This is a genomic window from Candidatus Nitrososphaera gargensis Ga9.2, from assembly GCF_000303155.1.
GTDB classification, from domain to species: domain Archaea; phylum Thermoproteota; class Nitrososphaeria; order Nitrososphaerales; family Nitrososphaeraceae; genus Nitrososphaera; species Nitrososphaera gargensis.
Genome location: NC_018719.1, coordinates 1,698,135 through 1,718,652, shown reverse-complemented (window position 1 = coordinate 1,718,652; position 20,518 = coordinate 1,698,135). Strand labels below are relative to the sequence as shown.

The window sequence follows — 20,518 nt, the reverse complement described above, 5'->3', positions numbered from 1 at the left end:
AATCTTCTAGTACAAACTACTGTTTTGGCCAGAAGACTTATCTACTCAACTATTCTAGATTCCAAATAGTGAATAATTGAATGTCACAGCAGCAAAGTTTCAGGCCGATTCTCTCTATCTTCGACTTGCTTGACCGCGTGCTTGACAAGGGCCTTGTGATCGACGCGAACCTTTCAGTTTCGCTAGTAGGAATCGAGATACTCGTCGTAAGGGCAAGAATCGTCGTGGCAGGCGTGGACACGTTCCTCCGGTATGCAGCCGCGCTCGGATTGGCCGGACCGCCTGCACTGGTGGCAGCCCAAACATCGACTGGTAAATAACAAAGAAAAAACAGTTGATCGGGTTTGGCCGTCTGCATTGTATGTGGCAAGTATGAGGAAGTAGGCCTGAAAGGTGCGATGGGTAACGGGTGGGTCTTTACAAGGTGCCCTGAATGCCAGCGCGGGACGCCTTTTGACATCGCCGCCATGCACCTTACCAAGTCCATACCGGAGCACTACCTTGAGGGTTTCTGCCCAAAGCACTGGTTTAAGGACAGTGGCATCTGCTCATATTGCAAGATAAGGCGTGGGACGTTGGGGCTAGGTGAAGACCTTGCTTAGCAGCAATCGGCACGAGCTGCCAGCAAGGCAACTGAGCCTTTTCGACTTGCTTGACAGAATTCTTGACAAGGGCGTCGTGATCAACGGCGACATCACCGTCGCCTTTGCTGGCGTCGACCTGCTTTCGCTCAAAGTAAATCTTGTGATAGCGTCGCTTGAAACGGCCAAGCGCTACGGCATAGAGCTGCCGTGGGAAAAGTGGGCAAGGGAAAAGGCTGAGTTGGAAAAGAAAGAGAAAAAGATTGTTGGAGGAGGTGGCAAGAAAGAGCTTGGATACCAGTAGCGTTGATAGCAACAATAACAACAACATTTTGCTTGCACTTGAAAAAAAGCCTGAGGGGCCGGACGCTGAAAAGCTGCAGCACGGCTTGGCAAAGCTGGTGCTAACGCTTGTTCAGACTATGACTGATATCCTTGAGAGGCAGGCTGTCAGAAGGGTCGAATCCGGTACCCTGACAGCCGAGGAGGTGGAGAGGCTCGGGCTTGCGTTTATGCAGATAAGGGAGAGGACAGCCGACATTGCAGACAAGTTTGGAGTCAAGCCTGAGGAGCTTAGCATAAGGTTCCAACAGCAGTCGGAAAACCAAAGGCAGGTGACGATTGTTGACGTGGTTGACAAGCTCATAGATCAGGGGACTGTGATCGCCGGCGATGTGACTCTTGTGGTGGCCGGCGTCGACCTTGCAACCCTACGGCTGCTCGCCACGCTGACCGCAAAGAAATAGTGATGGAGAGATGGTGGACGGCAGATACATCTATTGCATCATAGATTGGGAAGAGAAAAGACCGATCGGCAACTTTGGCAACATCGGCATCGGGGAAAACACTGTCTACACCATCTACTACAAGGACATTGCAGCAGTGGTCAGCACAATCCCGTTCAAACAGATGGAATCTAACTTGAACGACATTGTTGCGCATCAGCGAGTGGTCGAGGCTGCGCGGGAAGCCAATACGGTGCTCCCAGTCAGGTTCGGGGTGATACTGAAAAACGAAGCAGGGATAAAGAAACTCCTTGCCAGCTCGTACAAGGACTACCATGCCAAGCTGACAAGCCTCCGGGGCAAGGACGAGATAGGGATCAAGGTGCTTCTCAACAAGTCGAGCCTGAAAAAGATCAGGGAGCAGGCCGAGCAGTCTTCTGAGGAGATAAGGAAGATAAAGCAAGAGATCTCATCTGCTAAGCCCGGCACGTCATACTTTTTGAAGCTGAGGCTGGAAGACGCCGTAAAAAATGAGACGCTGATGAAGATAGACAAGATGGTTGGCGAGATAAACGACTCGCTTGCAGAGGTGGCAGTCGACAAGCGACTACTGAAAAATGACGTTGCCGAGATCGTGCTAAACGCAGCATACCTTGTAGAAAGGAACAAAATACAGATCTTTGACGCCAAGGTAAAAGAGCTGAGAGAGAGGTTTGAAAAGGAGGGAATAATGACACTGCACCGGAGCGGGCCTTGGGCGCCGTACTCATTCTGTTGATGTGGCATGATACTGGAACTCATTATCATGAAACTGACGCTTGACGCAATATTGCAGCATTGCAATAGCCTAGCCTACGAGCAGGAGGTACGCGAGCAGGCGAGGGTGCTCAAGGCAAGGCTGCTAAAGCTGATGTCAGACTATGAAGCCGGTGTCATCGACCAAAAGATATACTCTACGCAAGAAGCCGAGATCATGGCGAGCCTGAGCAAGCTAACTCAACAGGTAAACAATAAGAGTAAAACCCAGTCGTTCAACACCGGGTTAGGTCTGTGATGATGACGACAGCGGCAGGCTGAATGCAAATGTGGCGCCCTTGCCATCGCTGTTGTTTGTACACCAGATTCTTCCATCATGCGCCTCTATTATGCTTCTTGAGATGAACAACCCAAGGCCGGTCCCCTTGTCCGACTTGCTGGCAAACTTGCTAAAGAGCCGCGGCATAATGTCGCTGTCGATACCACTGCCCGTGTCCTGAACGCTCACAACGGCCTGGCCGTTCTTGTTTTCAGTCGACACCGTAATCGTGCCCCGCTTGGTGAACTTGGCCGCGTTATCAAGCAAGTTTGATATGACCTGAGTTATCCTGCCCCTGTCGGCGTGCACGTAGATATCGGTCGGCTCGTACACGAACTCGATTCTGCCATCAGGCAGCTGGTTCTTGGCATCCTGTATTGCGCCAAGTATCACGTCTTTGAGGTTGAACCTTTCTTTGTCGATCTTGAATGCCTCGCTTTCTATCCTTGTAACATCCAGTATGTCGCTTGTCAGCCGCTGGAGCCGGACAGAGTTGCGGTATATTGCCCTGATCATCTCGTCCCTGTCCTCTGGGCTCATCTGCAGGAGCTCTGCATACCCCAGGATCGCCTGCGTCGGGGTCCGGAGCTCGTGCGCGGCGACATTGATGAATTCCTTTTGCAGCCTATCATGCACCTTGAGCTGCTCGTTGGCAGCGGCGAGGGAATCGTACGATCTCTTTAGTTCGTCGGTCTTTAATTTCAGCTCCGACGTTCTTGCGGCAACCACTCTTTCCAGCCTAGAGTTCCATGCCAGCACAAGCGCCGCTACGCCAATGGCTGCAACTCCAATCACGATCACCATGACGGAGCTAAAGTCCCTCTGTTGGTCTGCCAGAGCTCTGACGTTGTCGGCAAACTGGTGTGGCGTCACCACATAAAGAGTGCCAAACTGCTCACCCCCGATAATTATGGGCTCGTACGCTATGCTGTATGTGGCGTTTCCGACAGTAAAGTCCTGTATGCCCGATTGCCCCTGAAGCGACTCGGTCAGGAACCTGTTAAAAGAATCCTTCAGCCCCGGCAGCAGGAGCGACTGGAATTCTGGGCCAAAAACGTCTTTGCCTATTAACTCGCTTGACTCAGAATATAATATCATGCCGCTTCTGTCTGTCATGCCCACCGAGCTCTGCGTTTCTGGCGACAGCTGGTCCTGGAGCGACATCCCAAAGGTGTCAACCCTTATCCCTGCCACGGCTGCCCCTATGAATTCTCCACTCGTGCCAAGGATTGGATAGGATATGTATATTCTTGTAATGTTGTCATTAGAATCTATGGCGCTGCTGTAGTAAGCGCCGTCCTGCCTGTTCCTTGCTTCAATGAAATACGCTCTCTGGCTCAGGTCCGTTCCCCTGAACTGCTCGTAGGCTGTCTGGTTTATGTTGCTGAGCCATACGATCCTGCCTTCGCCGTCAAGCCACATGTAAAAATTTGTCAGGTTGGCGGTAGAATCCTGAGCAGCATTGAATAGCGCCTGTCCGCGCTCAAATTCGTTGCTCTGCACCGAGCGGGCCTTGGAGATCACTTCGAGATTTGACGTGACAGAATCCAGCCTGTGCACCAGCACGCTTTCAAGGTCGTTCACTTGGATCCTTGCGTTTGACCTGACATTGTCGCTGGCGATCTTTAGTATCTCGTTTGCGGTGAAATTCGAATACTGGAACGATGCCAACGACAGCGACACTGCAATCGCGCCCGTCAAAACCAGCAATGCGATGCTGTTTTTTGAAAATGTCCTCTTGCTGCTCACGTGCAATCATCAACCCCTGTAGACGTAAATAAATTCGACCTTATGCTTCTTTATAGAAGATTTTACTTAATCCTGTTTATATAGAACAGAGTCTTGTGCATAGAATGAAGTAATGGAGAAGCCAACGGTGCTAGTCTGCGATGACGAAGCAGACCTGCTCACCATGTATGCCGCAGCACTGAAAAAACATTACAACGTGCTGACTGCCAGCTCAGGCAGGGCATGCATAGAAAAATACACGGATCACATGCTGCGGAGCAAAAACATCAACGTTGTACTGCTTGATTATCGGCTTGGAGATAGCACTGGCGATGACATTGCCTGCAAGATACGCGATCTGGGCAACGCAAGAACGATCCTGCTGAGCGCGTATGATCTTGAGAGGGAGAAGGTGGATGAGCTAAAGTCAAATAACTGTATCGTGGATATCATGATCAAGCCGGTGAGCATGAGAGTATTGCTGGACAGAGTGCAGAAGGCTCTAAACTGACGCGATGCATTCTGACAGTATTCTTGCTGCAAGCGCGGCAGTCATGCCATTTACGTCATAATCTGGAGTAAGTTCTACGATGTCGATCCCGATGACGTTCCCGCCGCTTATGATGCTGTTAAGCAGGTAGATCAGGTCGATGGCTGCAAGCCCGGCAGGCGAGGGAACTGAAACCCCAGGGGCAGACGCCGGGTCGACACAGTCAAGGTCCACTGAAATGTATGTCTTGGATCCTGCAGTGCGCGTCTTTATCATCTGCGCTATTCTTTTTACCCCAAGCTCGACCACGTCCAGCGGGTTTACGATCTTTAACCCCGCGACCTTTGCATTTTCAATCTCTTCCGGCTCTGCTGCCCTGGTTCCTATCAGCACGCTCTTGCGCAGGTTGAGTGATTGCGCAGAATCAGTCAGTACCGACCCGTAATAGTTCCTTGTGGACGACACAAAGTCGGGATGGGCATCAAAATACAAAAGCGAGAGCTTTTTACCAAGGGCGCCTGACGCGGCATGCAGCGTTTCTGTGGTGAGCGAGTGGTCTCCTCCTATCATTACCGGCAGCTTGCCGCGTGAAACAATGTCTGAAACCATCTTGCGCAGCTCTTGCTTGCTTGCGACGTTTCCTGCATCAAATATGCGCTTGTGCTCAAACGTTCCACGCATTGGGAACGTCGGGATCCGCTTGCCACCGCGCTCGAAAAATTCAGACTCGTTTGAAGCTATCCTCAGAACGTCTGGCGCCCTGCTGGTGCCCTTGCGCTTGGCGTGCGACTTGGACTCGTCAGGTACGCCTATCACGATAATGTCTGCGTCTTCTATCTTGTCCGTATTGGACCGCTGGAGCCGAACCACGCATAGCAATCAGGGGTAGCCTGCTTTTAACCATAGCCTGCTTGTGACCAATAAGATTTTATTGAAAAGAATGCTGCCTACCCTCACCATGTCTACCATGAAGTACATTCAGCTTGAACCACAGGGCGACATTGCAATAGTGAGGATAAACAGGCCGGAGGCGCTGAACGCCATGAACGTCGATGTGATAGCCGAACTTTCAAAGACTATTGACATCCTTGTAGCTGACGAAAGCGTCAAGGTTGTCATTATCACCGGCGCCGGCGAGCGCTCTTTCTGCGCGGGCGCCGACATTTCCTACATGGTCAACATCGAGCCGATGCAGGCGGAACGGTACGCGACTTCAGCTCAGGCTGTGATTAACAAGATAGAACGGCTAGAAAAGCCAGTCATTGCGGCAGTCAATGGCTTTGCGCTTGGTGGAGGCTGCGAGCTTGCGATGGCGTGCGACATACGCATAGCGTCAAGCAACGCCAAAATCGGGCAGCCCGAAGTCACGATAGGCATCCCTCCTGGGTGGGGCGGAACCCAGCGCCTCATGCGGCTTGTGGGGCCGGCAAAGGCAAAGGAGATGATATTCACAGGGAAAATGATAACCGCAGACGAAGCCCACCAGATCGGGCTTGTCAACAAGGTCGTGAGTCTGGGACCTGACGACAAGGTGCCGCCAGAAGTAAAGGGTGATCCTGCCAAGGAGAAGGAAAGGGCCGCCGAAGTGGCAAAAATATTGAACAAGAAGCTGATGGACGAGTGCCTTGCTCTTGCAAAAGAGATAACAAAGAACAGCTTTGTAGCGGTCAAGGTAAGCAAGATGTTGATAAACAGGGGAATGGACTCAGACCTTGAGACGGGGCTGAGGCTGGAGATCTACGGCTGGGCGCTCTGCTTTGCCCACGAAGACCGGCAAAAAATGATGTCTGCATTTCTCAACAAGGGCAAAAAGTAACCGTACTACGCCAGACGGGCGCCACTGCTTGGCCGGCATACAAACGTCCTGCTCTTTACGCCGGCTTCCTCAAACCCTTTTGCCATTGCTGCGGCCACCATGTTTGCATTCTTGCAGGTCTTCAAGAAAGCGATCATTGAAGGTCCTGCCCCGCTTATGGTCACGGCAAGCGCGCCTGCAGACATCGCGTTCTGCTTCACACTGTCATAGCCGGGGATCAGGTGCTTCCTTACAGGCTCGACAATGACATCGTCGATACCCCTTGCTATCATTTCTACGTCCTTTAGCGCAAATCCTGCAACGATTGTGGCCGCGCCGGAAACGTTGTGTACGACGCTCTTGAGCGGCACGTCCTTTGGAAGGATGCTCCTTGCGACTTCGGTCTTTTTTTCAGGCACCTGCATGGAGAGCGGCACGGCCACCACAAGAAAGAGGTCTCTCGGCGGCTCGATCCTGATAAACTGGCCCTTGGATCCGATCACGAACCCTCCAAGCAACGAGGCAGAGACGTTGTCATAATGCTTTATGCCTGCGCTTGCAATCTCGCCTTCTGCCGCATATTCTACAAGCCTGTTCCTATCGATCTTCAAGTTGTAAAGCGCGTTGAATGCTATCGCGGCTGCAGCTGCCGAAGCTGCGCTTGAGCCTATGCCATAGCCGGCCGGCACGCCCTTTGTGACTTGTACCTCGATATCGTCGCCGATATGGAAATCGCGCATCATGCTCTTTACCACCAAGCCGGCAGAGTTGGATTCGGCTACGGCTGGGATCGCCTGATCGCTGCTCTTGATCGTTATTTTTCTATCGCCTGCTGTTGATGATGCCTTTATCACGACCTTGTCTTTGAGCGCGTCCAGCGCAAGGCCAAACACGTCGTAGCCGGGGCCGAGATTTGCAGTGGAGCAAGGCGCAACGGCTGTCCGGGACTTCGCAGCCATCCTAGCCATCCTCTCCAAGATTAAGAGTTCGCGCAAGCGCGGCTGCGAGGTTGATCATGCCATTCATCGTGAGGCTTGAAACCGCGACTAGGCCGGGGGCAAATCCTCCCTTGCTCATACTGCGCGCCAAGTCCTTGCTGAGAAGTGAGTACTCGGCGTCCTTCTCACCTTCAAGTGCATGCTCTAGCGCAGTATGCGAGCCGGCCCAGTCCATGATGTTCTTTAGCTTTTCAATCACAAGGTCGCGCTTTGTAAGTACATTTATCTGCGCGGTCTTTAGCCGCAGCTTGACCGACGAAGCAAGGAGCGATATGGACACAAAGTTGATCGGGGACGAAACGAGCATCCCGTCAAACGCAAATATCGTGGCTTTGTTGTCTGCGTGCATGCTGGCCACAAAATACGGGCCGCTTGCCCGAAATGCAAACAGCTCTATCTGACCAGGCGTGTCGACGATGACATAGTCGGGGTTCAGCTCGTCGATCTCGTTCTGGATCTCGTCGATCTTGGTGGCTATCATGTCGCTTGCCATGACAAGCGAGCCATTGGGGCCGAGGCCATAGCTTTCCATAATGGTGGCAATATCAATATGGTCGCGGACGTCCACGTCAGGGTCGTACGGCAGGCTGGCCGCACCGGGGTCAAGGTTGAGCGCGATCGGGTACGCATTGTTGTCCCTGTACCACTGGATCAGCCTCGACGTCAGGAGCGATTTTCCCGACCCGGCCGTGCCCGTGATGAATATCGCGTTCACTGTCATCAAAGGAGCATGAGGATGGCGTATATCTGCTTTACACTATTATAGTACCGCACCGCATGAAGATTCGTTATATTTGAACTGGCGACTTGTTGCCATCCCTGTGAGCATAGTGCCTTTCATTATACTCTTCCTTACTACCAATGTCTCGCCGCAGGATGTCTTTGCCGTGGGGCTCGTGCCTTTTGCGGCTTCGGCTGCGGCAGAGATCGCCCGGTTCATGCTCCAGGCTGTGCGCTTCAAGTACTTTATCAAGCGCTTCATCGGCTACGATGTCAGTTCCACGGGCAAGACCATATCTGCAAGGCTGGCTGGAGAATTTGTGACACAGACCACCCCGTCATACGTTGGAGGGGAATTCGTCAGGATAGCGTGGCTGTCAAGGAACGGCGTGCCTGCTGGCAAGGCGGCATGGGTGGCAACCATGGAGATAATCGCGGATGTCTTTGTAGGCTCGATGCTTGCATTTATCGCAGGCGCATTTGCGATCTACAAGGGCGGGAGCGTAGCAGGCATCGGGATCATTCTAGTAACGATCCCGACGTTTGCAGTGTGGCTTGCGGTGGTGCTGTTCTCGGCAAAGCGCAACCTGCGCCTACCTTCATTTTCGCAGAGGCTGGCAGAGAAATTCCTTTCAAAAGAGAAAGCCGAGAACCTAGTCAACACCACAAACACTGCCATAGCCGACCTGTGTAAGATGAGCCGGGAAAACTTTAACTCAAAAAAGGCGATCAGGACGTTTGCAATTGGAATGGCGATAACCTTCATGGCGTTCGTCTTCCACGGGCTGTCATTCATGGTGCTGGCAAACACTGCAGAAGACATCGGGTTTTTTGATTCGCTCATGGCTACATCGGCGTCAGTCGCCGTGGCCAGCCTTCCAATAACGATAGGAGGCTCGGGTCTTGCAGAGCTTGGGATCTGGGCCTATATTTCAAACCTCAGCGGGATACCGGAGCTGGGCGACGTGGTGAGTGACCCACGATTGAACGTGATAATCGCATGGCGCATTGCGACATACCACGTGCCGCTTGTCATCATGTGGGTCGCCATAATGCGGCTTGCTTTGGGTAAGGTTTCAACCACGAGCCTAGGTCAGCCGGCTGCCGGGAACAGTCCTGGCAGCAAGCCAGAAGATGGCAATGCGGCAAGATAAAAAAGGGACTACTATGCAGTGATTTATTAGATTTGTAGGCAGGCAGATGACGGCTATATCGTTAGTCTTCCTCGTCACCATCTTCAGACGAGGATGCGGCTGCTGGCAGGTCAGACTCGACATCCATCAGCTGGAGCTCCTGCAGCTCGAAACGGTAGATCGCCTTCATGTCAAGGTCAAACTTGGTCTTGAGTAGCTCAACTACCTTGGCGCTTAGAGGCGCAGTGAACACCTTTACCTTGAACTCGTATACAAAACCCTTCATGAAATCAGATATCTTCATGGACTTCGGAACATCGAGGCCTTCAACGATCGTCCTGCCATCGGGCATCGGCTCGTACACCTGTATGTCGACTTTAAAGTCGCTCTCGTAAATATCGAGGATATATCCTGTCCTTGTAATCGTCTCGGGCTTGCCGAACTGAGCAGACTTTATCTCGTCCTCTGCCCACTTTGGCAGGCCCTCTTCCTGAGAGCCGCCTTCGCTTTTCGCCGCCTTCGTCCTTCCCATTATACCTCTAGCGTGTATGTATTGCATTTAATAGCTTTTCCAATTTAGTTCTATAAGCAGCGAACGCATGTCTACAAAATATTACCACTTGGTTATTCAATTATGACATTTCTATTTAACGCCGTTTCCTTTTGCTAGTTGGCATGACGAGCTTCAGCAGCAACTGGGTAAAGGACAATAAGCCGAATATGTCTGAGAGGATCAAGCAGAACATCGGTCCTCAGCAACCACTGAAACCGAGAATCGAACTTGCAAAGAACAAGATACAAGCACAGAACCAAAAACTAGAGACGATTTTGGAAAAACTACGAAGCAAAGAAAAGTCACTCTTCAATCAAGTAGTTTCCGCTCTTCAGAGACATGACACTCAACATGGCAAGATGCTATCAAATGAGATCGCCCAAGTAAGAAAGACGATCAAAATGATCTCGCAACTAAAGATGGCACTGGAACAGATACAGCTCAGGTTGGAATCCACTATCGACCTTGGAGACGTGATGGTAGCAATAGGTCCGGCGATGGGCGCACTGACGAGAGTAAGGTCAGGACTTGCAGGCGTGATGCCAGAAGTAGACAGGGAACTGGGAGAGATCAACGGAGTGTTCAGCGATATCATGATGAGCGCAGGAAGCATGAGCAACACCTCGTTCGCCTTTGACGCAAGCGGCGAAGAAGTGGACAGGATACTCGCAGAGGCAGGCGCGGTGGCAGAACAGAGAATGACCGACAGCTTTCCAGACGTGCCTATCGGGTCCTCAAGCACCCGCACAGGAACTACTACTACAAGCGAGAACGCACAGTTCTAGAAAGCATCCTCATATCCTTTTTTCCTTTATTTTCATTCTAGCAATTTTCCTAACGACTGGTATACTGCATCCTTGCTTTTTCATGGCCGAATCGATCCTTACATCCCAGAAACTTCTTAGCTTTTCCGGAGGATGGACGCACCTGACAATCTTGCAGCAGACATCTTCCGCAGAGGCAGTGGAACGCCTGCTCCGGGCTGTCGTGGAAAAGCCTGTAGCCGTACGTCGCCTCTTCTCCTCTGGCAAACTATTATGTCAAATCCGCGGCCAAAGTATGTTGGCGTTGCACGAATGGTTAAAGTAGATAATTTCGTCGCAGGGAACAAGGTACGAGCCGTCAGCTTTTGTATATCCGTATTTTTGCACAAAGGCCTTCTCTTCTTCTGCCAGCAAGTCGTCCTTTGAAATCCTCTTGCACTGCTTGCATTCAAAAAAGACTATGGTGCCTTTTGGCACCAGTTCTTTTGCAAAAAGCCCTTTGCCTTTGTCTCTGGTTTCCCCGACTTCAAAAAATCTGGCTAGCATCCATCACACGGTCTTGCTCTTTTGCCTATCTTACCGTAACAGACTTTGCCAAGTTCCTCGGGTAGTCTGGGTCCGCGTTCTTGGCAAGCGCCAGCTGGTAAGCCAGTATCTGCAGCGGTATCACTTCGACTATCGGGTAGTATGCCTCCTCCTTGAGGTGCGGTATCTCGATCCAATAGTCATAGACATCGTCCTTGCGGTCTGAGATGCCAATGACCGTTGCGCCTCTGGCCTTTATTTCGTGCGCGTTTGAAATCGTGTCGTTGAATGTGGCGTCGCGCGGGTTTATCATTATGACAAACGTGTTCTTTTCCATGAGCGCAAGCGGCCCGTGCTTTAGCTCGCCTGCCGCGATGCCTTCAGCATGGACATAGGCAAGCTCTTTGAGCTTGAGCGCGCCTTCAAGTGCGATTGGGTAATGGAGCGATCTGCCAAGCAGGTAAATGTCAGACGCGTCCTTCATCTGCTCTGCAACCTTTATGATGCTTGCTTGGTTGGCGATAATGTTCTCGACCGCCACTGCAAACTCGGCCTTTTCAGTCTCTAGGCAGTTCTTGCATAGCCTGTCTGTGACGTTGTAGATGAGCGCCAACTGGCCTGTAAAGCTCTTTGTTGCTGCAACTCCGATCTCTGGCCCGCAGTTTGTCGACAGATACGCATCGCTTGCCCTTGCAAGCGAAGACGTTGTAACATTAACTATTGAAAGTACATTGGCCCCTTGGTTCTTTGCGAGCCTGACAGAATCCAAAACGTCCGCGGTTTCGCCACTCTGCGAAATCGCTACCAGCACCGAATTGCTGTCCATAGACGCAAGCGCGTACTGCGATTCGCTCGACATCACAGTTTCAGCCCTTATCTTGCCAAAGCGTGCCAGCATATGTTTGAAGATGAGCGCAGAGTGGTAGCTCGTGCCGCTGCCCGTGATATAGATGTCCTTTGCACTAGCAAGGATATTGCAGAACTTTTCCATTGTCGCCTCGTCCTGCCTGCCGGCGTGCACAACAGTCAGCCTCTGGTCGTTTATCTCCTTGAGGGTATAGTGCGCGTACTTGCCCTTGTCGATGTCGCCCAACTCCCACGCCACCTGCGTTATTGGATGCGCGATGGGCCTGCCTTCAAAATCAAAGATCTCTAGTTTTGAATTGTCGACGATGCAAATGTCGCCATTTTCAAGGAATATCGCCTTGTCAGTATACTGCAGAAAGCCCAACACGTCGCTCGAGACAAAGTAGCCGTCGTTTGCGACGCCGATGACAAGCGGCTCTTCGTACCTTGCCCCGCATATGGTGCCGTCCTGAAAGACCGCGACAAAGGCATAGTTGCCCTTGAGCCTCTTACAGGTATCGATCATTGCCTGCTTGATGTTGTTGCCACTGCTAAAGTGGATTTCAAGAAGGTGGGCGATCACTTCACTGTCGGTTTCACTTGCAAAAGTGTGGCCCACCTCGATCAACTCCTGTTTGAGCTCTTTATAATTTTCAATAATGCCATTGTGGACAACTGCAATGTTGTTCTTGCAGGCAGAATGCGGGTGGGCGTTTTTGTCAGTCACTCCGCCGTGCGTGGCCCACCGGGTGTGCCCGATGCCAATCTTGCCGGACATCTGGTCGATGTTCAGGTTTCTGTTAACTTCGATAACCTTGCCCGTGCCCTTGCGAACCAGAATGTTGCCGCTGTCAAACGTGGCGACCCCGACGCTATCATAACCTCTGTATTCCATCCTCTTGAGGCTGTCAACCAGTATTGGGGCGGCAGCGTTCTTGCCTTTGTATCCTATAATCGAGCACATCGAACAAAAGCAGCCCGGTCGTGCTTTTAAGTACTATTGAACTTGGAAAACTACCATTCAATAATATTTTATAATGGTCCATGCACGCTCAACCAAATATAGCTTTGTACCGCTACATAACGTTATATAGTGGTATGCAGGAATTGATAGCTGTTGGAAAAGAAGCTCATTTCAGAAAGCGACGGGCAGGCGTTGGCCAAAAAGATCGTAGTGTTCCGAGACGTGGAGCGGATGCGTGTGCTCTCAAACCCTGTGGCGTGGCGCATAATGGAGCTGCTTTCAAGAGGACCGATGTACCCGGCGCAGGTTGCAAAAGAATTAAAGATCTATGAGCAGAGCGCATATTACTACATACGCAAGCTGGTCAGCATCGGCGCCGTCCAAGAGGTCGGCAGAAACTTTGTCAGGGGAGGAACCGCCCGGCTCTATCAGGCGTCAAGCCCATCGTTTGGGATAGAGATGGACTGGGGCGAAACAAAACTTGGATCGATGCCGGCAGGCGGGCACCCTAGCACTTCAAGATTCTTTGAAAACTTTGTTGCAGGCAGGGAGTTCAAAGGGCTCATTGTGGTGGGCGCGCCCGACCCGCACGGTCCGTACAAGTCCTCTGCAAGGGACGGGCACTATGCGGTGCACCTTGCCTTCTTTCTGGGCCACATCACAAGCGCTGTCCCCTCAGAGTTTGTGGTCAAGCTGGACGTCGATGCCAAGGCAGAAAAGATGCTGACTGGCAACAACCTGATAACGATCGGGGGCCCAGGAACAAATATCTTGACAGCGGAATTCAACCGTTACCTGCCGGTAAGGTTCGACGAGAAGAATTTCTGGTCTGGCCTCATCGACGGATCAGGCAACCGCTACGGCCTTGACAACCATGGCCTGATTGCCAAGATAAAGAACCCGTACGACAGCAACTCGAGCATAGTTGTGGTCGCCGGCGTGCGGTCGGCTGGCACCAAGTCTGCTGTGATTGCGCTTACCAACTACAGCGAAGAGGTGTTAAAAAAGTACAACGGGGAGGACTACTGGGCGCTTGTGGTTCAGGGCTTTGATATGAACTCTGACGGCAAAATAGACCACGTGGACATCGTAAGCGGCCTATGACGCTGACGGCTGCGCTGCAGCGGCGGCGCTTGGCAGCTCGATATGGAGCAGGATCTGCGGCTCTTCTTCTGTCCTGACAAGGTAGCCAGGGATGTTGACCTTGCGGCTGCCTATCGAGACGTGGCCGTGGCTCACCATCTGCCTTGCCTGGTAAGGCGACTTGGTGCCTGACTTTTTCATGACAATCGTCTGCAGCCTGCGCTCAAGCAGGTCCTCGACCTTCAGGTTCAAAATGTCATCAAGGGTCGCTCCCTCTTTTGCAAGACCAAGCCTGTTCAAAAAGTTAAGCAGCCTCTTTTCCTTCTCTGCCCTTGCTTCCGCAGACAGCGCCAAAAGTGCGCGGGCTTGATTCCTGATCCTTGCGACCTCAGTCTGTGCCTTCCATAACTCGCGCTTGTTCCGAAGGCCGTACGAACCCATGATGTAGAGCTCGGCATTCAGCTGGTCTGTGGTCCAGATCATCCTTGGTCTGCGGTATAGTTTCTTTGATTTACGAGGATCTCCCATCTAGCACCACGCACCTCTATTTCTTTGCCTGCTCCTTTGCCGGTGCTGCTTGCTTGGCACCACCACCCGCTGCTGGAGCTGCGCCTGCTGCTGGTTTTGCTGCACCCGCTGCCGAGGCTGCTGCACCAGCCGCTGGCTTGGCACTGCCAGCTGCCGCCGGTGCCGCTGGAGCTGCTGCGCCGGCTGCCGCCGGTGCTGCGCCAGGCATCGCCTTGACCTTCTTTACTCCAACTGCGCCGCCCTTCCTGCCGGTTGTCCTTGTGCGCTGGCCCCTTACTCTCAGGCCAAACATGTGCCTGTAGCCGCGCCAGCTCATCACCATCTTTTCGCGCTCGATATCGTTTGAAGAAGCAAAATCAAGATCAGATGTTATCATGTGGTGGTTCGATCCAGTGTCCATGTTCTTTCTCCGGTTAAGGTACCATGCTGGGACGCCTGCCTTGTCCGGGTGGGCGATCGCCTGCTCGAGCTCGCCAAGCTCGCTATCTGTCAAAAACCCGACACGTTTGTCTGGGTTGATGTTGAGGGTCTGCGTCAAAACCTGAGCAAAATTGTAACCTATGCCTTTAATTTCACTGACAGCAACAATTACTTTCTTGCTGCCCTCAATGTCCTTGCCGGCAATTCTGAGGATATGTTTGTACTCGGATGCGGACAAATTCATTAATCACGAAACAAAATCGGCAATAAAAACCAATCTGGGTACCGCACGCACAAAAGCTGGAATATTTACAACAAAGGCGCCTGCACAAGGGCCTGCAATACCTAATATTGAAAGCTCAGGGCAATTTTATCAAATTTTTTGGTTGTATGGTGCGTTTTGATTCATGTAAAGCATTATAAGCTGATTGTGGGCAGAGACACTGGAAGAATGACTACGAAGAAACAGGCCGGCGTCCAGAAACTTGTCGCGTCAAAAAAGACCGCAGAAGAGCTTGCCATTGAAGAGTACCAGAGGCAGCTGGAACTGGCGATCGAGAACCACTGATTATTTCTAACAATCTTTAAATTTGTGCAGAGACCGCGAAGTCCCGTCTCGAGAATGAGTGCGAAAATAGAGGAAATGGTCCACCGCTCTTATACCACCAAGCCAAAATACACTGAAATTATGCCCGGTGTCCCCGAAGACTACAAGCAGGTAAAGACGCTCGGCGATCTTTTGAAGATAAACTACAAGCATGTCACAGTTGAAGAGCAGATGCGCGGCAACCTTATTGCCAAGTTGAAGAAGGGCGAGCACCCGTACCCAGGCATCATTGGTTATGACGATGATGTCATTCCTGCGGTCAACAGGGCCATTTTATCAGGTCATGATCTCTTGCTTGTCGGCCAGATCGGTCAGGCAAAGACCAAGATCGCAGAGGCCATAGCGAAGAACCTCTTGTCGCCAATCCCAGTTGTGAGGGGGACTGTGACGAATGACATCCCGACCTCGATCCCTGAAGACCAGCTGACCGCCCTTTTGTCAGACTCTGAGGTCGTGCGCACCCAGCCCGAGTTCACCGTTTCGCCAGAGTGCGAAGACATTATCAGATCAAACAAGCTGGAAACAAAGATAGACTGGATAAGCGGCGCGGACAGGTACAAGTACATTCTATCGACACCGGACATTTCCGTTAAAGATCTTGTAGGCCAGATTGATGCCATCAAGATAGCGAAGAAAGGCGTCGAGCTCTATAGCATGGAATCGTATTCCGCCGGCCAGCTGTTGCAGGCAAGGCATGGCATTTTGTGCATCGACGAGCTGCCAGTGCTCGACCCGCGCAAGCAGGTGTCCCTGCTAAGTGTCCTGCAGGAAGGCAAGTTCACCACCGGCGCTTATCCTGCCGTCTTCAAGCCGGATGTCAAGATAATCGCGACGGCAAACCCGATCGACTATACCCACTCGGGCAAGATAATTGAGCCCTTGTTTGACAGGCTCAGGAGCCACGTTGACACCCATTACCCGAGGACTGTGGAAGACGAGATGCTCATAACAGTGCAGGAGTCGAGGATTGCTGACGCCAAGAACGTGATGCTGCCTGTCTTTATCGTAAGGACGATAGCCAAGATAACGCAGATGACACGTGCCCATCACGATGTCAACCACAACAAGGGCGTGAGCGTCAGGATGTCGGTGCATTCGATGGAGATGATGATAGGGGAAGCCGAGCGCACCCGCTCTATCACTTTTGGCGTCAAAGCAATCCCGCGCTTTTGCGACATACACTGCATACACCAGTCAAGCAAGTTCGAGCTTGCAGAGATGGAGGACACGCGGGAGAATAGGAAAAATGTGCTCGATTCGATCATAGAGAGCGCGCTCAAGGAAGTGGCGCTTGAATACATACAAAAGCTTGCCCCAGAGCAACTGATAAAGGTAAAGAACGACTTTGCAAAGAACAAAGCGTTCCAAGTGTCGCAGGCACTGGTTGGCAGCGGCGGCATCAGCAAGAGCCCTGACTATGAATCGCAACTGGCCAAGTTCCCCGGGCTCAAGGCTGCAGTCAACGAGACGATCGGCACTGTAAAGGACGAGCAAAAGCAGCTGGTCGAGAGAGCCAAGCAGCTTGGCATCAGGACTGACAGCATTTTATTTACACCCGATCTGAACGGCGAGTTCACCGCTGCAGTGACCGAAGTAATACTAGAGGGGCTGCGCCACACGCAGCCGCCGATCCTGGATAGAAAGGACAACAGCTATGGACTCGCACAGTAGCGTCCCGGGCAGCAAGAAATTCGTATATTTTCCACTTGACAAAGAGGGGCAAGAGCAAAAGCAGCAGAGCCAGGGCGAGCGCGAGCTTCCACGCGACGTGCTTGACAAACTACTGAAGGCATTGGGCAGGGAAGCGCTCAGGGAAAAGACACCCAGCCTGCAGGAGCTGGAGCAGGCGCTGCAGGGAGCCCTGTTGCAGCAACAAGGGCAAGAATGGGAGCAACAACAGCAGCCCGGCTCGCAGACAGGATCGGAAGGTGAAACGGACAGCGACAATTCCGGCATACCCCTTGTAAGGCAGCTGATGAACAAGGGCTACCTAAAGGACTCGCCCAAGTGGCTCAGCTCAAAGGGATTTAACGAGATAGGCAACAGGATGCTGAGCGACGTGATGAAGGCGCTCAAGGCCGGCGAGTACGGCATGCACGAAACGCGCGACATTGGAAGCGGCTCGCTCGTTCTTGACACCAGCAAAAAGTACGAACCGGGCGACGACATCCGGCTTCTCAACGTGCCCAAGTCACTGTTGAACACCATCCAGCGCATGTCAAAGGATGGGGGCAAGCTAAAGCTGCCGCTGCAGATCGATGTGGAGGACTTTGAAGAGTACGAGACAATGCAGGATGTGCGTGTCGCAGTCGTCTACTGCATCGACCTGAGCTCGACCATGCGCTACTCCTCGATGTACGGCGATATGAGCAGGATAGAGGCCGCAAAGAGGGCGCTCTGGAGTCTCTATCTTTTGAACAGAAAGTTCTTCCCCTCAGACTCAGTCTACATCGTGGGCTTTGGCGCGCTTGCGTCAAAGGTTGCGCCAAACGACATTCCTTACTTAAAGACGTTTGAGCCGGGCTCGGACTTTCTCCACTATACCAACTACCAAGCCGCGTTCAGGCTTGCAAGCAAGATGCTGCAAAAGGACGGCGCGCTGAACAAGAGGATCGTTCTTGTGACAGACGGCCACCCAAGCGCCTGCTTTATCGACGACAAGAGCGAGCAGGACAAGATACTTTCGCAGAGGCCATATTCACATTTTTATACGCCAGACAGGCAGACGCTTGACACTGTCAAGCAGGAAAACAGCATGAATTTGGACATAGCGTCTGGCGAGCTTGTTTACCTGTGCTATCGCTATCGGCAGGTAGACCAGTACATAGGCGAGCGCACGATAGTGGAAGCGAAAAAAGTGCACTCGCAGAACATTGACATTGACACAATAATGGTAAGTGAAGAAGATTCCCTGCTTGGATACGTCAACGAAATGGAAAAGTACGTCAAGGGCAGGTCATACTACATCAACCCTGCAGACATTGACAAGGTGCTACTGACCGACTACCTTAACAATAAGAAGCAGCAGACTATACGGGCGCATTCCCAGTGGTAGAGAACAATCATGGAGAACCTTAATATACAGACGAGAAAGTTGCTTTGCTTAAGTACAACAGAATGCTGATTATCTTTGATGTAGAAGGCGTTTTGCTCAACGCCGAGTACCTTCCAGTTCTGGCACAGGTGATGGGTCCGAAAAAAGAAAAGGAGATCTGGGATATCACTAATGCTGGTATAAGGGGCGAAATCAACTGGGAGGAGGGGCTCAAGCGCAGGGTGCATGCACTGAGGGGCATCAAGTACGAAGACGCCAAGAGACTGGCTGAAGGCCTACCACTGATGCCCGGCGCAAAGGAGCTTTGCTCTGCGCTGAAAAAGGCAGGATGGAAAATGATCGCAGTATCTGGCGGCTTTACGATAATCACTGACAGGCTAAAGACCGATCTCGGGATCGACAAAATATTCTCCAACGAGCTGGTGTTCAAGGACGGCAAGCTTGATGACGTGATAATGCACGTTACGTCCGACAAGGCAGCAGCGGTGAGAGGCACGATAAAGGAATGGGGCATCAGAAAGGAGGACATTGTCGTGGTGGTGGACGGGGCCAACGACTTGAAGCTGTTCGCCCTTGCAGGGTTCACGGTGGGGTTCTGCCCTGTTGACGTAGTAAGGGAGAAAGCCAACGAAACCATTGACAAGCGTGACCTTGGGCTCCTATTGCACCTGCTAAAAAAAAATTTTGGTGAAGCCGTGCTGATAAACGCAGCAAGCAGAAGGCAATAGAGGAAAAAGCCCGATCTGTTTATTATTACAATTCTCCTAAAGTCTAAGAATGTACTAATAGAACATCAAGACGAGAAATCACGAATCATTTCCTCTTTATTATGTTTGACACCTTGTAAATAAGAGATCAGTGGAACTTGTAGTGGTTATTCGAGTAGCACATGGCATAACAATCGCATTATTATGCCGGTATTGAGGAAAGGACCAAAATCTTTTTGGAAACCCTCCGGGAGCAAAGTGGTCAGCCAATCTATACACTACCACCGCGTGAAGCTCGTGCAGTCTTGTCTAAAGCGCAGGCAGGTTCAGTTACAAAGCTTCCTGCAGAAATTGAGAACCGTACATCCCGGAGGTCCAAACGATCAGATATCCATTCAGATTGTCCGACCCCAAGGCAACAAAGAGAAACTTCCTGTTACAATGTACTTCCATGGAGGCGGATGGGTGCTTTGGAGGTTTTGATACTCGTGAAAGATTGGCAAGAGAGCTCGCAAATAAAGCGAATGTGACCATCGTCTTTGTCGACTATATGATGACTCTATCTCCTGAAGCCCACTATCCAATTCCGATAGAAGAAGCCTATGCAGCCACAAAATGGGTCGCGAAAATGGTAGTAATTCCATCAATGTTGATGCGTCGCGTCTAGCCGTCGTCGGGGATAGTGTAGGCGGCAATATGGCTGCTGCAGTAACATTACTTGCCAAAGAGCGTGGAGGACCCAACATCTCCTACCAAGTGTAATTCTATCCTGTTACAAATGCCAATTTCGAGTCCCAGTCGTATAACACATACCAAGAGGGCTACTGGCTTACACGCGAAGCAATGAAATGGTTTTGGAATAACTATGCACCCGATGATGCAATTCGGAAAAACCCCTTGCTTCGCCATTGCAGGCTTCAATCGATCAGCTCAAAGGGCTACCACCGGCACTCGTCATTACTGACGAAAATGATGTATTGCGCGACGAAGGTGAGGATTACTCTCACAAACTTATGCAGGCAGGTGTTACTGTCACAGCAACTCGGTATCTTGGTACCATACATGACTTATAATGTTAAATGCCACAGCTGATACTCCAGCGGCGCCCGGGGCTATAGATCAAGCGTCTGAACTGGTGAAAAAGGAGTTATCGTCGGCTCAACAGTAATAACTCACTAGTCCTGATTTTATCTTCTGCCATGTCGCCTGCAAGCACATCCG

The 20,518-nt window shown here is 51.6% G+C and carries 24 protein-coding genes and 1 pseudogene; 15 read left to right on the top strand and 10 right to left on the bottom strand.

The genetic code is table 11. The features are described 5' to 3' along the window. Positions 1-80: 80 nt before the first annotated feature. From gvpJ to NGAR_RS10310, 6 genes are read left to right on the top strand one after another with little or no spacing between them, the layout of a single operon-like run. Positions 81-320: a gas vesicle protein GvpJ gene (gene gvpJ, locus NGAR_RS10335; RefSeq protein ID WP_015019672.1), complete on the top strand. Its 240-nt coding sequence runs from the start codon at positions 81-83 to the stop codon at positions 318-320. Between the two features lie 24 nt (positions 321-344). After that, positions 345-602 carry a hypothetical protein gene (locus NGAR_RS10330; RefSeq protein ID WP_015019671.1) on the top strand — a complete coding sequence of 86 codons (258 nt, stop codon included), beginning with the start codon at positions 345-347 and terminating at the stop codon, positions 600-602. Beyond that, on the top strand, positions 595-885 hold the full coding sequence (locus NGAR_RS10325; RefSeq protein WP_015019670.1) for a gas vesicle protein: 291 nt from the start codon (positions 595-597) through the stop codon (positions 883-885). The genes NGAR_RS10330 and NGAR_RS10325 overlap by 8 nt, the downstream gene beginning before the upstream one ends. Then, positions 872-1,327: a gas vesicle protein K gene (locus NGAR_RS10320; RefSeq protein WP_015019669.1), complete on the top strand. Its 456-nt coding sequence runs from the start codon at positions 872-874 to the stop codon at positions 1,325-1,327. The genes NGAR_RS10325 and NGAR_RS10320 overlap by 14 nt, the downstream gene beginning before the upstream one ends. Before the next feature lie 10 nt (positions 1,328-1,337). After that, positions 1,338-2,084, top strand: a complete 747-nt coding sequence (locus NGAR_RS10315; protein ID WP_015019668.1) for a GvpL/GvpF family gas vesicle protein — start codon at positions 1,338-1,340, stop codon at positions 2,082-2,084. Positions 2,085-2,090: 6 nt separating this feature from the next. Further along, positions 2,091-2,360, top strand: coding sequence for a hypothetical protein (locus tag NGAR_RS10310; protein WP_148681295.1), 270 nt, complete (start codon positions 2,091-2,093; stop codon positions 2,358-2,360). On the opposite strand, the gene NGAR_RS10305 is transcribed toward NGAR_RS10310, so the two are convergent. Beyond that, positions 2,349-4,130, bottom strand: a complete 1,782-nt coding sequence (locus NGAR_RS10305; protein WP_187147463.1) for a sensor histidine kinase — start codon at positions 4,128-4,130, stop codon at positions 2,349-2,351. The two genes, NGAR_RS10310 and NGAR_RS10305, sit on opposite strands and share 12 nt — an antisense overlap. A gap of 112 nt (positions 4,131-4,242) precedes the next feature. Here NGAR_RS10305 and NGAR_RS10300 point away from each other — a divergent pair, with 112 nt between their 5' ends. Continuing rightward, positions 4,243-4,620 (top strand): response regulator, encoded by a 378-nt coding sequence (locus NGAR_RS10300; RefSeq protein ID WP_015019665.1) that lies wholly within the window; start codon positions 4,243-4,245, stop codon positions 4,618-4,620. Here the strand turns inward: NGAR_RS10300 and NGAR_RS10295 are convergent. Beyond that, a complete protein-coding gene (locus NGAR_RS10295; protein ID WP_015019664.1) occupies positions 4,612-5,469 on the bottom strand; it encodes an arginase family protein in 858 nt (285 codons plus the stop codon). The genes NGAR_RS10300 and NGAR_RS10295 overlap by 9 nt on opposite strands. 97 nt (positions 5,470-5,566) lie before the next feature. On the opposite strand from NGAR_RS10295, the gene NGAR_RS10290 reads away from it, so the two are divergent. Beyond that, entirely contained in the window at positions 5,567-6,415 is an 849-nt protein-coding gene (locus NGAR_RS10290; RefSeq protein WP_015019663.1) for an enoyl-CoA hydratase/isomerase family protein, read from the top strand. Between the two features lie 5 nt (positions 6,416-6,420). On the opposite strand, the gene NGAR_RS10285 is transcribed toward NGAR_RS10290, so the two are convergent. Together NGAR_RS10285 and NGAR_RS10280 are read right to left on the bottom strand one after the other, a co-directional pair. Then, a complete protein-coding gene (locus tag NGAR_RS10285) occupies positions 6,421-7,353 on the bottom strand; it encodes a homoserine kinase (protein ID WP_148681293.1) in 933 nt (310 codons plus the stop codon). A gap of 1 nt (position 7,354) precedes the next feature. Then, positions 7,355-8,113 carry an ATP/GTP-binding protein gene (locus NGAR_RS10280; protein WP_015019661.1) on the bottom strand — a complete coding sequence of 253 codons (759 nt, stop codon included), beginning with the start codon at positions 8,111-8,113 and terminating at the stop codon, positions 7,355-7,357. Positions 8,114-8,186: 73 nt separating this feature from the next. Between NGAR_RS10280 and NGAR_RS10275 the strand changes: the two genes are divergently transcribed. After that, positions 8,187-9,266 (top strand): lysylphosphatidylglycerol synthase transmembrane domain-containing protein, encoded by a 1,080-nt coding sequence (locus NGAR_RS10275; RefSeq protein ID WP_015019660.1) that lies wholly within the window; start codon positions 8,187-8,189, stop codon positions 9,264-9,266. Between the two features lie 61 nt (positions 9,267-9,327). Here the strand turns inward: NGAR_RS10275 and NGAR_RS10270 are convergent, their stop codons facing one another. Next, a complete protein-coding gene (locus NGAR_RS10270) occupies positions 9,328-9,777 on the bottom strand; it encodes a hypothetical protein (RefSeq protein WP_015019659.1) in 450 nt (149 codons plus the stop codon). 143 nt (positions 9,778-9,920) lie between these two features. Here NGAR_RS10270 and NGAR_RS10265 point away from each other — a divergent pair, with 143 nt between their 5' ends. After that, positions 9,921-10,583 (top strand): Snf7 family protein, encoded by a 663-nt coding sequence (locus tag NGAR_RS10265; protein ID WP_148681292.1) that lies wholly within the window; start codon positions 9,921-9,923, stop codon positions 10,581-10,583. Between the two features lie 9 nt (positions 10,584-10,592). On the opposite strand, the gene NGAR_RS17595 is transcribed toward NGAR_RS10265, so the two are convergent. The 3 genes from NGAR_RS17595 to glmS are packed head-to-tail and all read right to left on the bottom strand — an operon-like array spanning position 10,593 to position 12,897. Further along, positions 10,593-10,829, bottom strand: a complete 237-nt coding sequence (locus NGAR_RS17595) for a hypothetical protein (protein ID WP_015019657.1) — start codon at positions 10,827-10,829, stop codon at positions 10,593-10,595. 9 nt (positions 10,830-10,838) lie between these two features. Beyond that, the gene (locus NGAR_RS10260; RefSeq protein WP_015019656.1) at positions 10,839-11,108 is read right to left on the bottom strand and encodes an SET domain-containing protein-lysine N-methyltransferase; all 270 of its coding nucleotides are present in this window, start codon (positions 11,106-11,108) and stop codon (positions 10,839-10,841) included. 25 nt (positions 11,109-11,133) lie between these two features. Next, positions 11,134-12,897, bottom strand: coding sequence for a glutamine--fructose-6-phosphate transaminase (isomerizing) (gene glmS / locus NGAR_RS10255; RefSeq protein ID WP_015019655.1), 1,764 nt, complete (start codon positions 12,895-12,897; stop codon positions 11,134-11,136). A 153-nt stretch (positions 12,898-13,050) separates the two neighbouring features. On the opposite strand from glmS, the gene NGAR_RS10250 reads away from it, so the two are divergent. Continuing rightward, a complete protein-coding gene (locus NGAR_RS10250; RefSeq protein ID WP_015019654.1) occupies positions 13,051-14,001 on the top strand; it encodes an ArsR family transcriptional regulator in 951 nt (316 codons plus the stop codon). Here the strand turns inward: NGAR_RS10250 and NGAR_RS10245 are convergent. Both NGAR_RS10245 and NGAR_RS10240 read right to left on the bottom strand, forming a co-directional pair. Next, positions 13,996-14,508, bottom strand: a complete 513-nt coding sequence (locus NGAR_RS10245) for a 30S ribosomal protein S4 (RefSeq protein WP_148681291.1) — start codon at positions 14,506-14,508, stop codon at positions 13,996-13,998. The genes NGAR_RS10250 and NGAR_RS10245 overlap by 6 nt on opposite strands. A 16-nt stretch (positions 14,509-14,524) precedes the next feature. Continuing rightward, positions 14,525-15,172 carry a 30S ribosomal protein S13 gene (locus NGAR_RS10240; RefSeq protein WP_015019652.1) on the bottom strand — a complete coding sequence of 216 codons (648 nt, stop codon included), beginning with the start codon at positions 15,170-15,172 and terminating at the stop codon, positions 14,525-14,527. A gap of 378 nt (positions 15,173-15,550) precedes the next feature. On the opposite strand from NGAR_RS10240, the gene NGAR_RS10235 reads away from it, so the two are divergent. The 4 genes and pseudogenes from NGAR_RS10235 to NGAR_RS19365 all read left to right on the top strand — a co-directional run bounded on the left by NGAR_RS10235 (position 15,551) and on the right by NGAR_RS19365 (position 20,465). Continuing rightward, positions 15,551-17,206: an AAA family ATPase gene (locus NGAR_RS10235; protein ID WP_148681290.1), complete on the top strand. Its 1,656-nt coding sequence runs from the start codon at positions 15,551-15,553 to the stop codon at positions 17,204-17,206. Continuing rightward, positions 17,190-18,590, top strand: a complete 1,401-nt coding sequence (locus NGAR_RS10230) for a VWA domain-containing protein (RefSeq protein ID WP_015019649.1) — start codon at positions 17,190-17,192, stop codon at positions 18,588-18,590. The genes NGAR_RS10235 and NGAR_RS10230 overlap by 17 nt, the downstream gene beginning before the upstream one ends. A gap of 44 nt (positions 18,591-18,634) precedes the next feature. After that, on the top strand, positions 18,635-19,318 hold the full coding sequence (gene serB, locus NGAR_RS10225) for a phosphoserine phosphatase SerB (RefSeq protein WP_015019648.1): 684 nt from the start codon (positions 18,635-18,637) through the stop codon (positions 19,316-19,318). A gap of 191 nt (positions 19,319-19,509) precedes the next feature. Beyond that, positions 19,510-20,465 (top strand): annotated as a pseudogene (locus NGAR_RS19365) (alpha/beta hydrolase). Positions 20,466-20,518: the final 53 nt, after the last annotated feature.

Excerpts from the sequence above, each read along its gene's own strand:
- NGAR_RS10285 (WP_148681293.1), bottom strand. The coding sequence starts at position 7,353 with ATGGCTGCGAAGTCCCGGACAGCCGTTGCGCCTTGCTCCACTGCAAAT.
- NGAR_RS10310 (WP_148681295.1), top strand. The coding sequence starts at position 2,091 with ATGATACTGGAACTCATTATCATGAAACTGACGCTTGACGCAATATTG.
- NGAR_RS10240 (WP_015019652.1), bottom strand. The coding sequence starts at position 15,172 with ATGAATTTGTCCGCATCCGAGTACAAACATATCCTCAGAATTGCCGGC.
- NGAR_RS10260 (WP_015019656.1), bottom strand. The coding sequence starts at position 11,108 with ATGCTAGCCAGATTTTTTGAAGTCGGGGAAACCAGAGACAAAGGCAAA.
- glmS (WP_015019655.1), bottom strand. The coding sequence starts at position 12,897 with ATGTGCTCGATTATAGGATACAAAGGCAAGAACGCTGCCGCCCCAATA.
- gvpJ (WP_015019672.1), top strand. The coding sequence starts at position 81 with ATGTCACAGCAGCAAAGTTTCAGGCCGATTCTCTCTATCTTCGACTTG.
- NGAR_RS10300 (WP_015019665.1), top strand. The coding sequence starts at position 4,243 with ATGGAGAAGCCAACGGTGCTAGTCTGCGATGACGAAGCAGACCTGCTC.
- NGAR_RS10270 (WP_015019659.1), bottom strand. The coding sequence starts at position 9,777 with ATGGGAAGGACGAAGGCGGCGAAAAGCGAAGGCGGCTCTCAGGAAGAG.
- NGAR_RS10235 (WP_148681290.1), top strand. The coding sequence starts at position 15,551 with ATGAGTGCGAAAATAGAGGAAATGGTCCACCGCTCTTATACCACCAAG.
- NGAR_RS10265 (WP_148681292.1), top strand. The coding sequence starts at position 9,921 with ATGACGAGCTTCAGCAGCAACTGGGTAAAGGACAATAAGCCGAATATG.
- NGAR_RS10245 (WP_148681291.1), bottom strand. The coding sequence starts at position 14,508 with ATGGGAGATCCTCGTAAATCAAAGAAACTATACCGCAGACCAAGGATG.
- NGAR_RS10290 (WP_015019663.1), top strand. The coding sequence starts at position 5,567 with ATGAAGTACATTCAGCTTGAACCACAGGGCGACATTGCAATAGTGAGG.
- NGAR_RS10315 (WP_015019668.1), top strand. The coding sequence starts at position 1,338 with ATGGTGGACGGCAGATACATCTATTGCATCATAGATTGGGAAGAGAAA.
- NGAR_RS10230 (WP_015019649.1), top strand. The coding sequence starts at position 17,190 with ATGGACTCGCACAGTAGCGTCCCGGGCAGCAAGAAATTCGTATATTTT.
- NGAR_RS10280 (WP_015019661.1), bottom strand. The coding sequence starts at position 8,113 with ATGACAGTGAACGCGATATTCATCACGGGCACGGCCGGGTCGGGAAAA.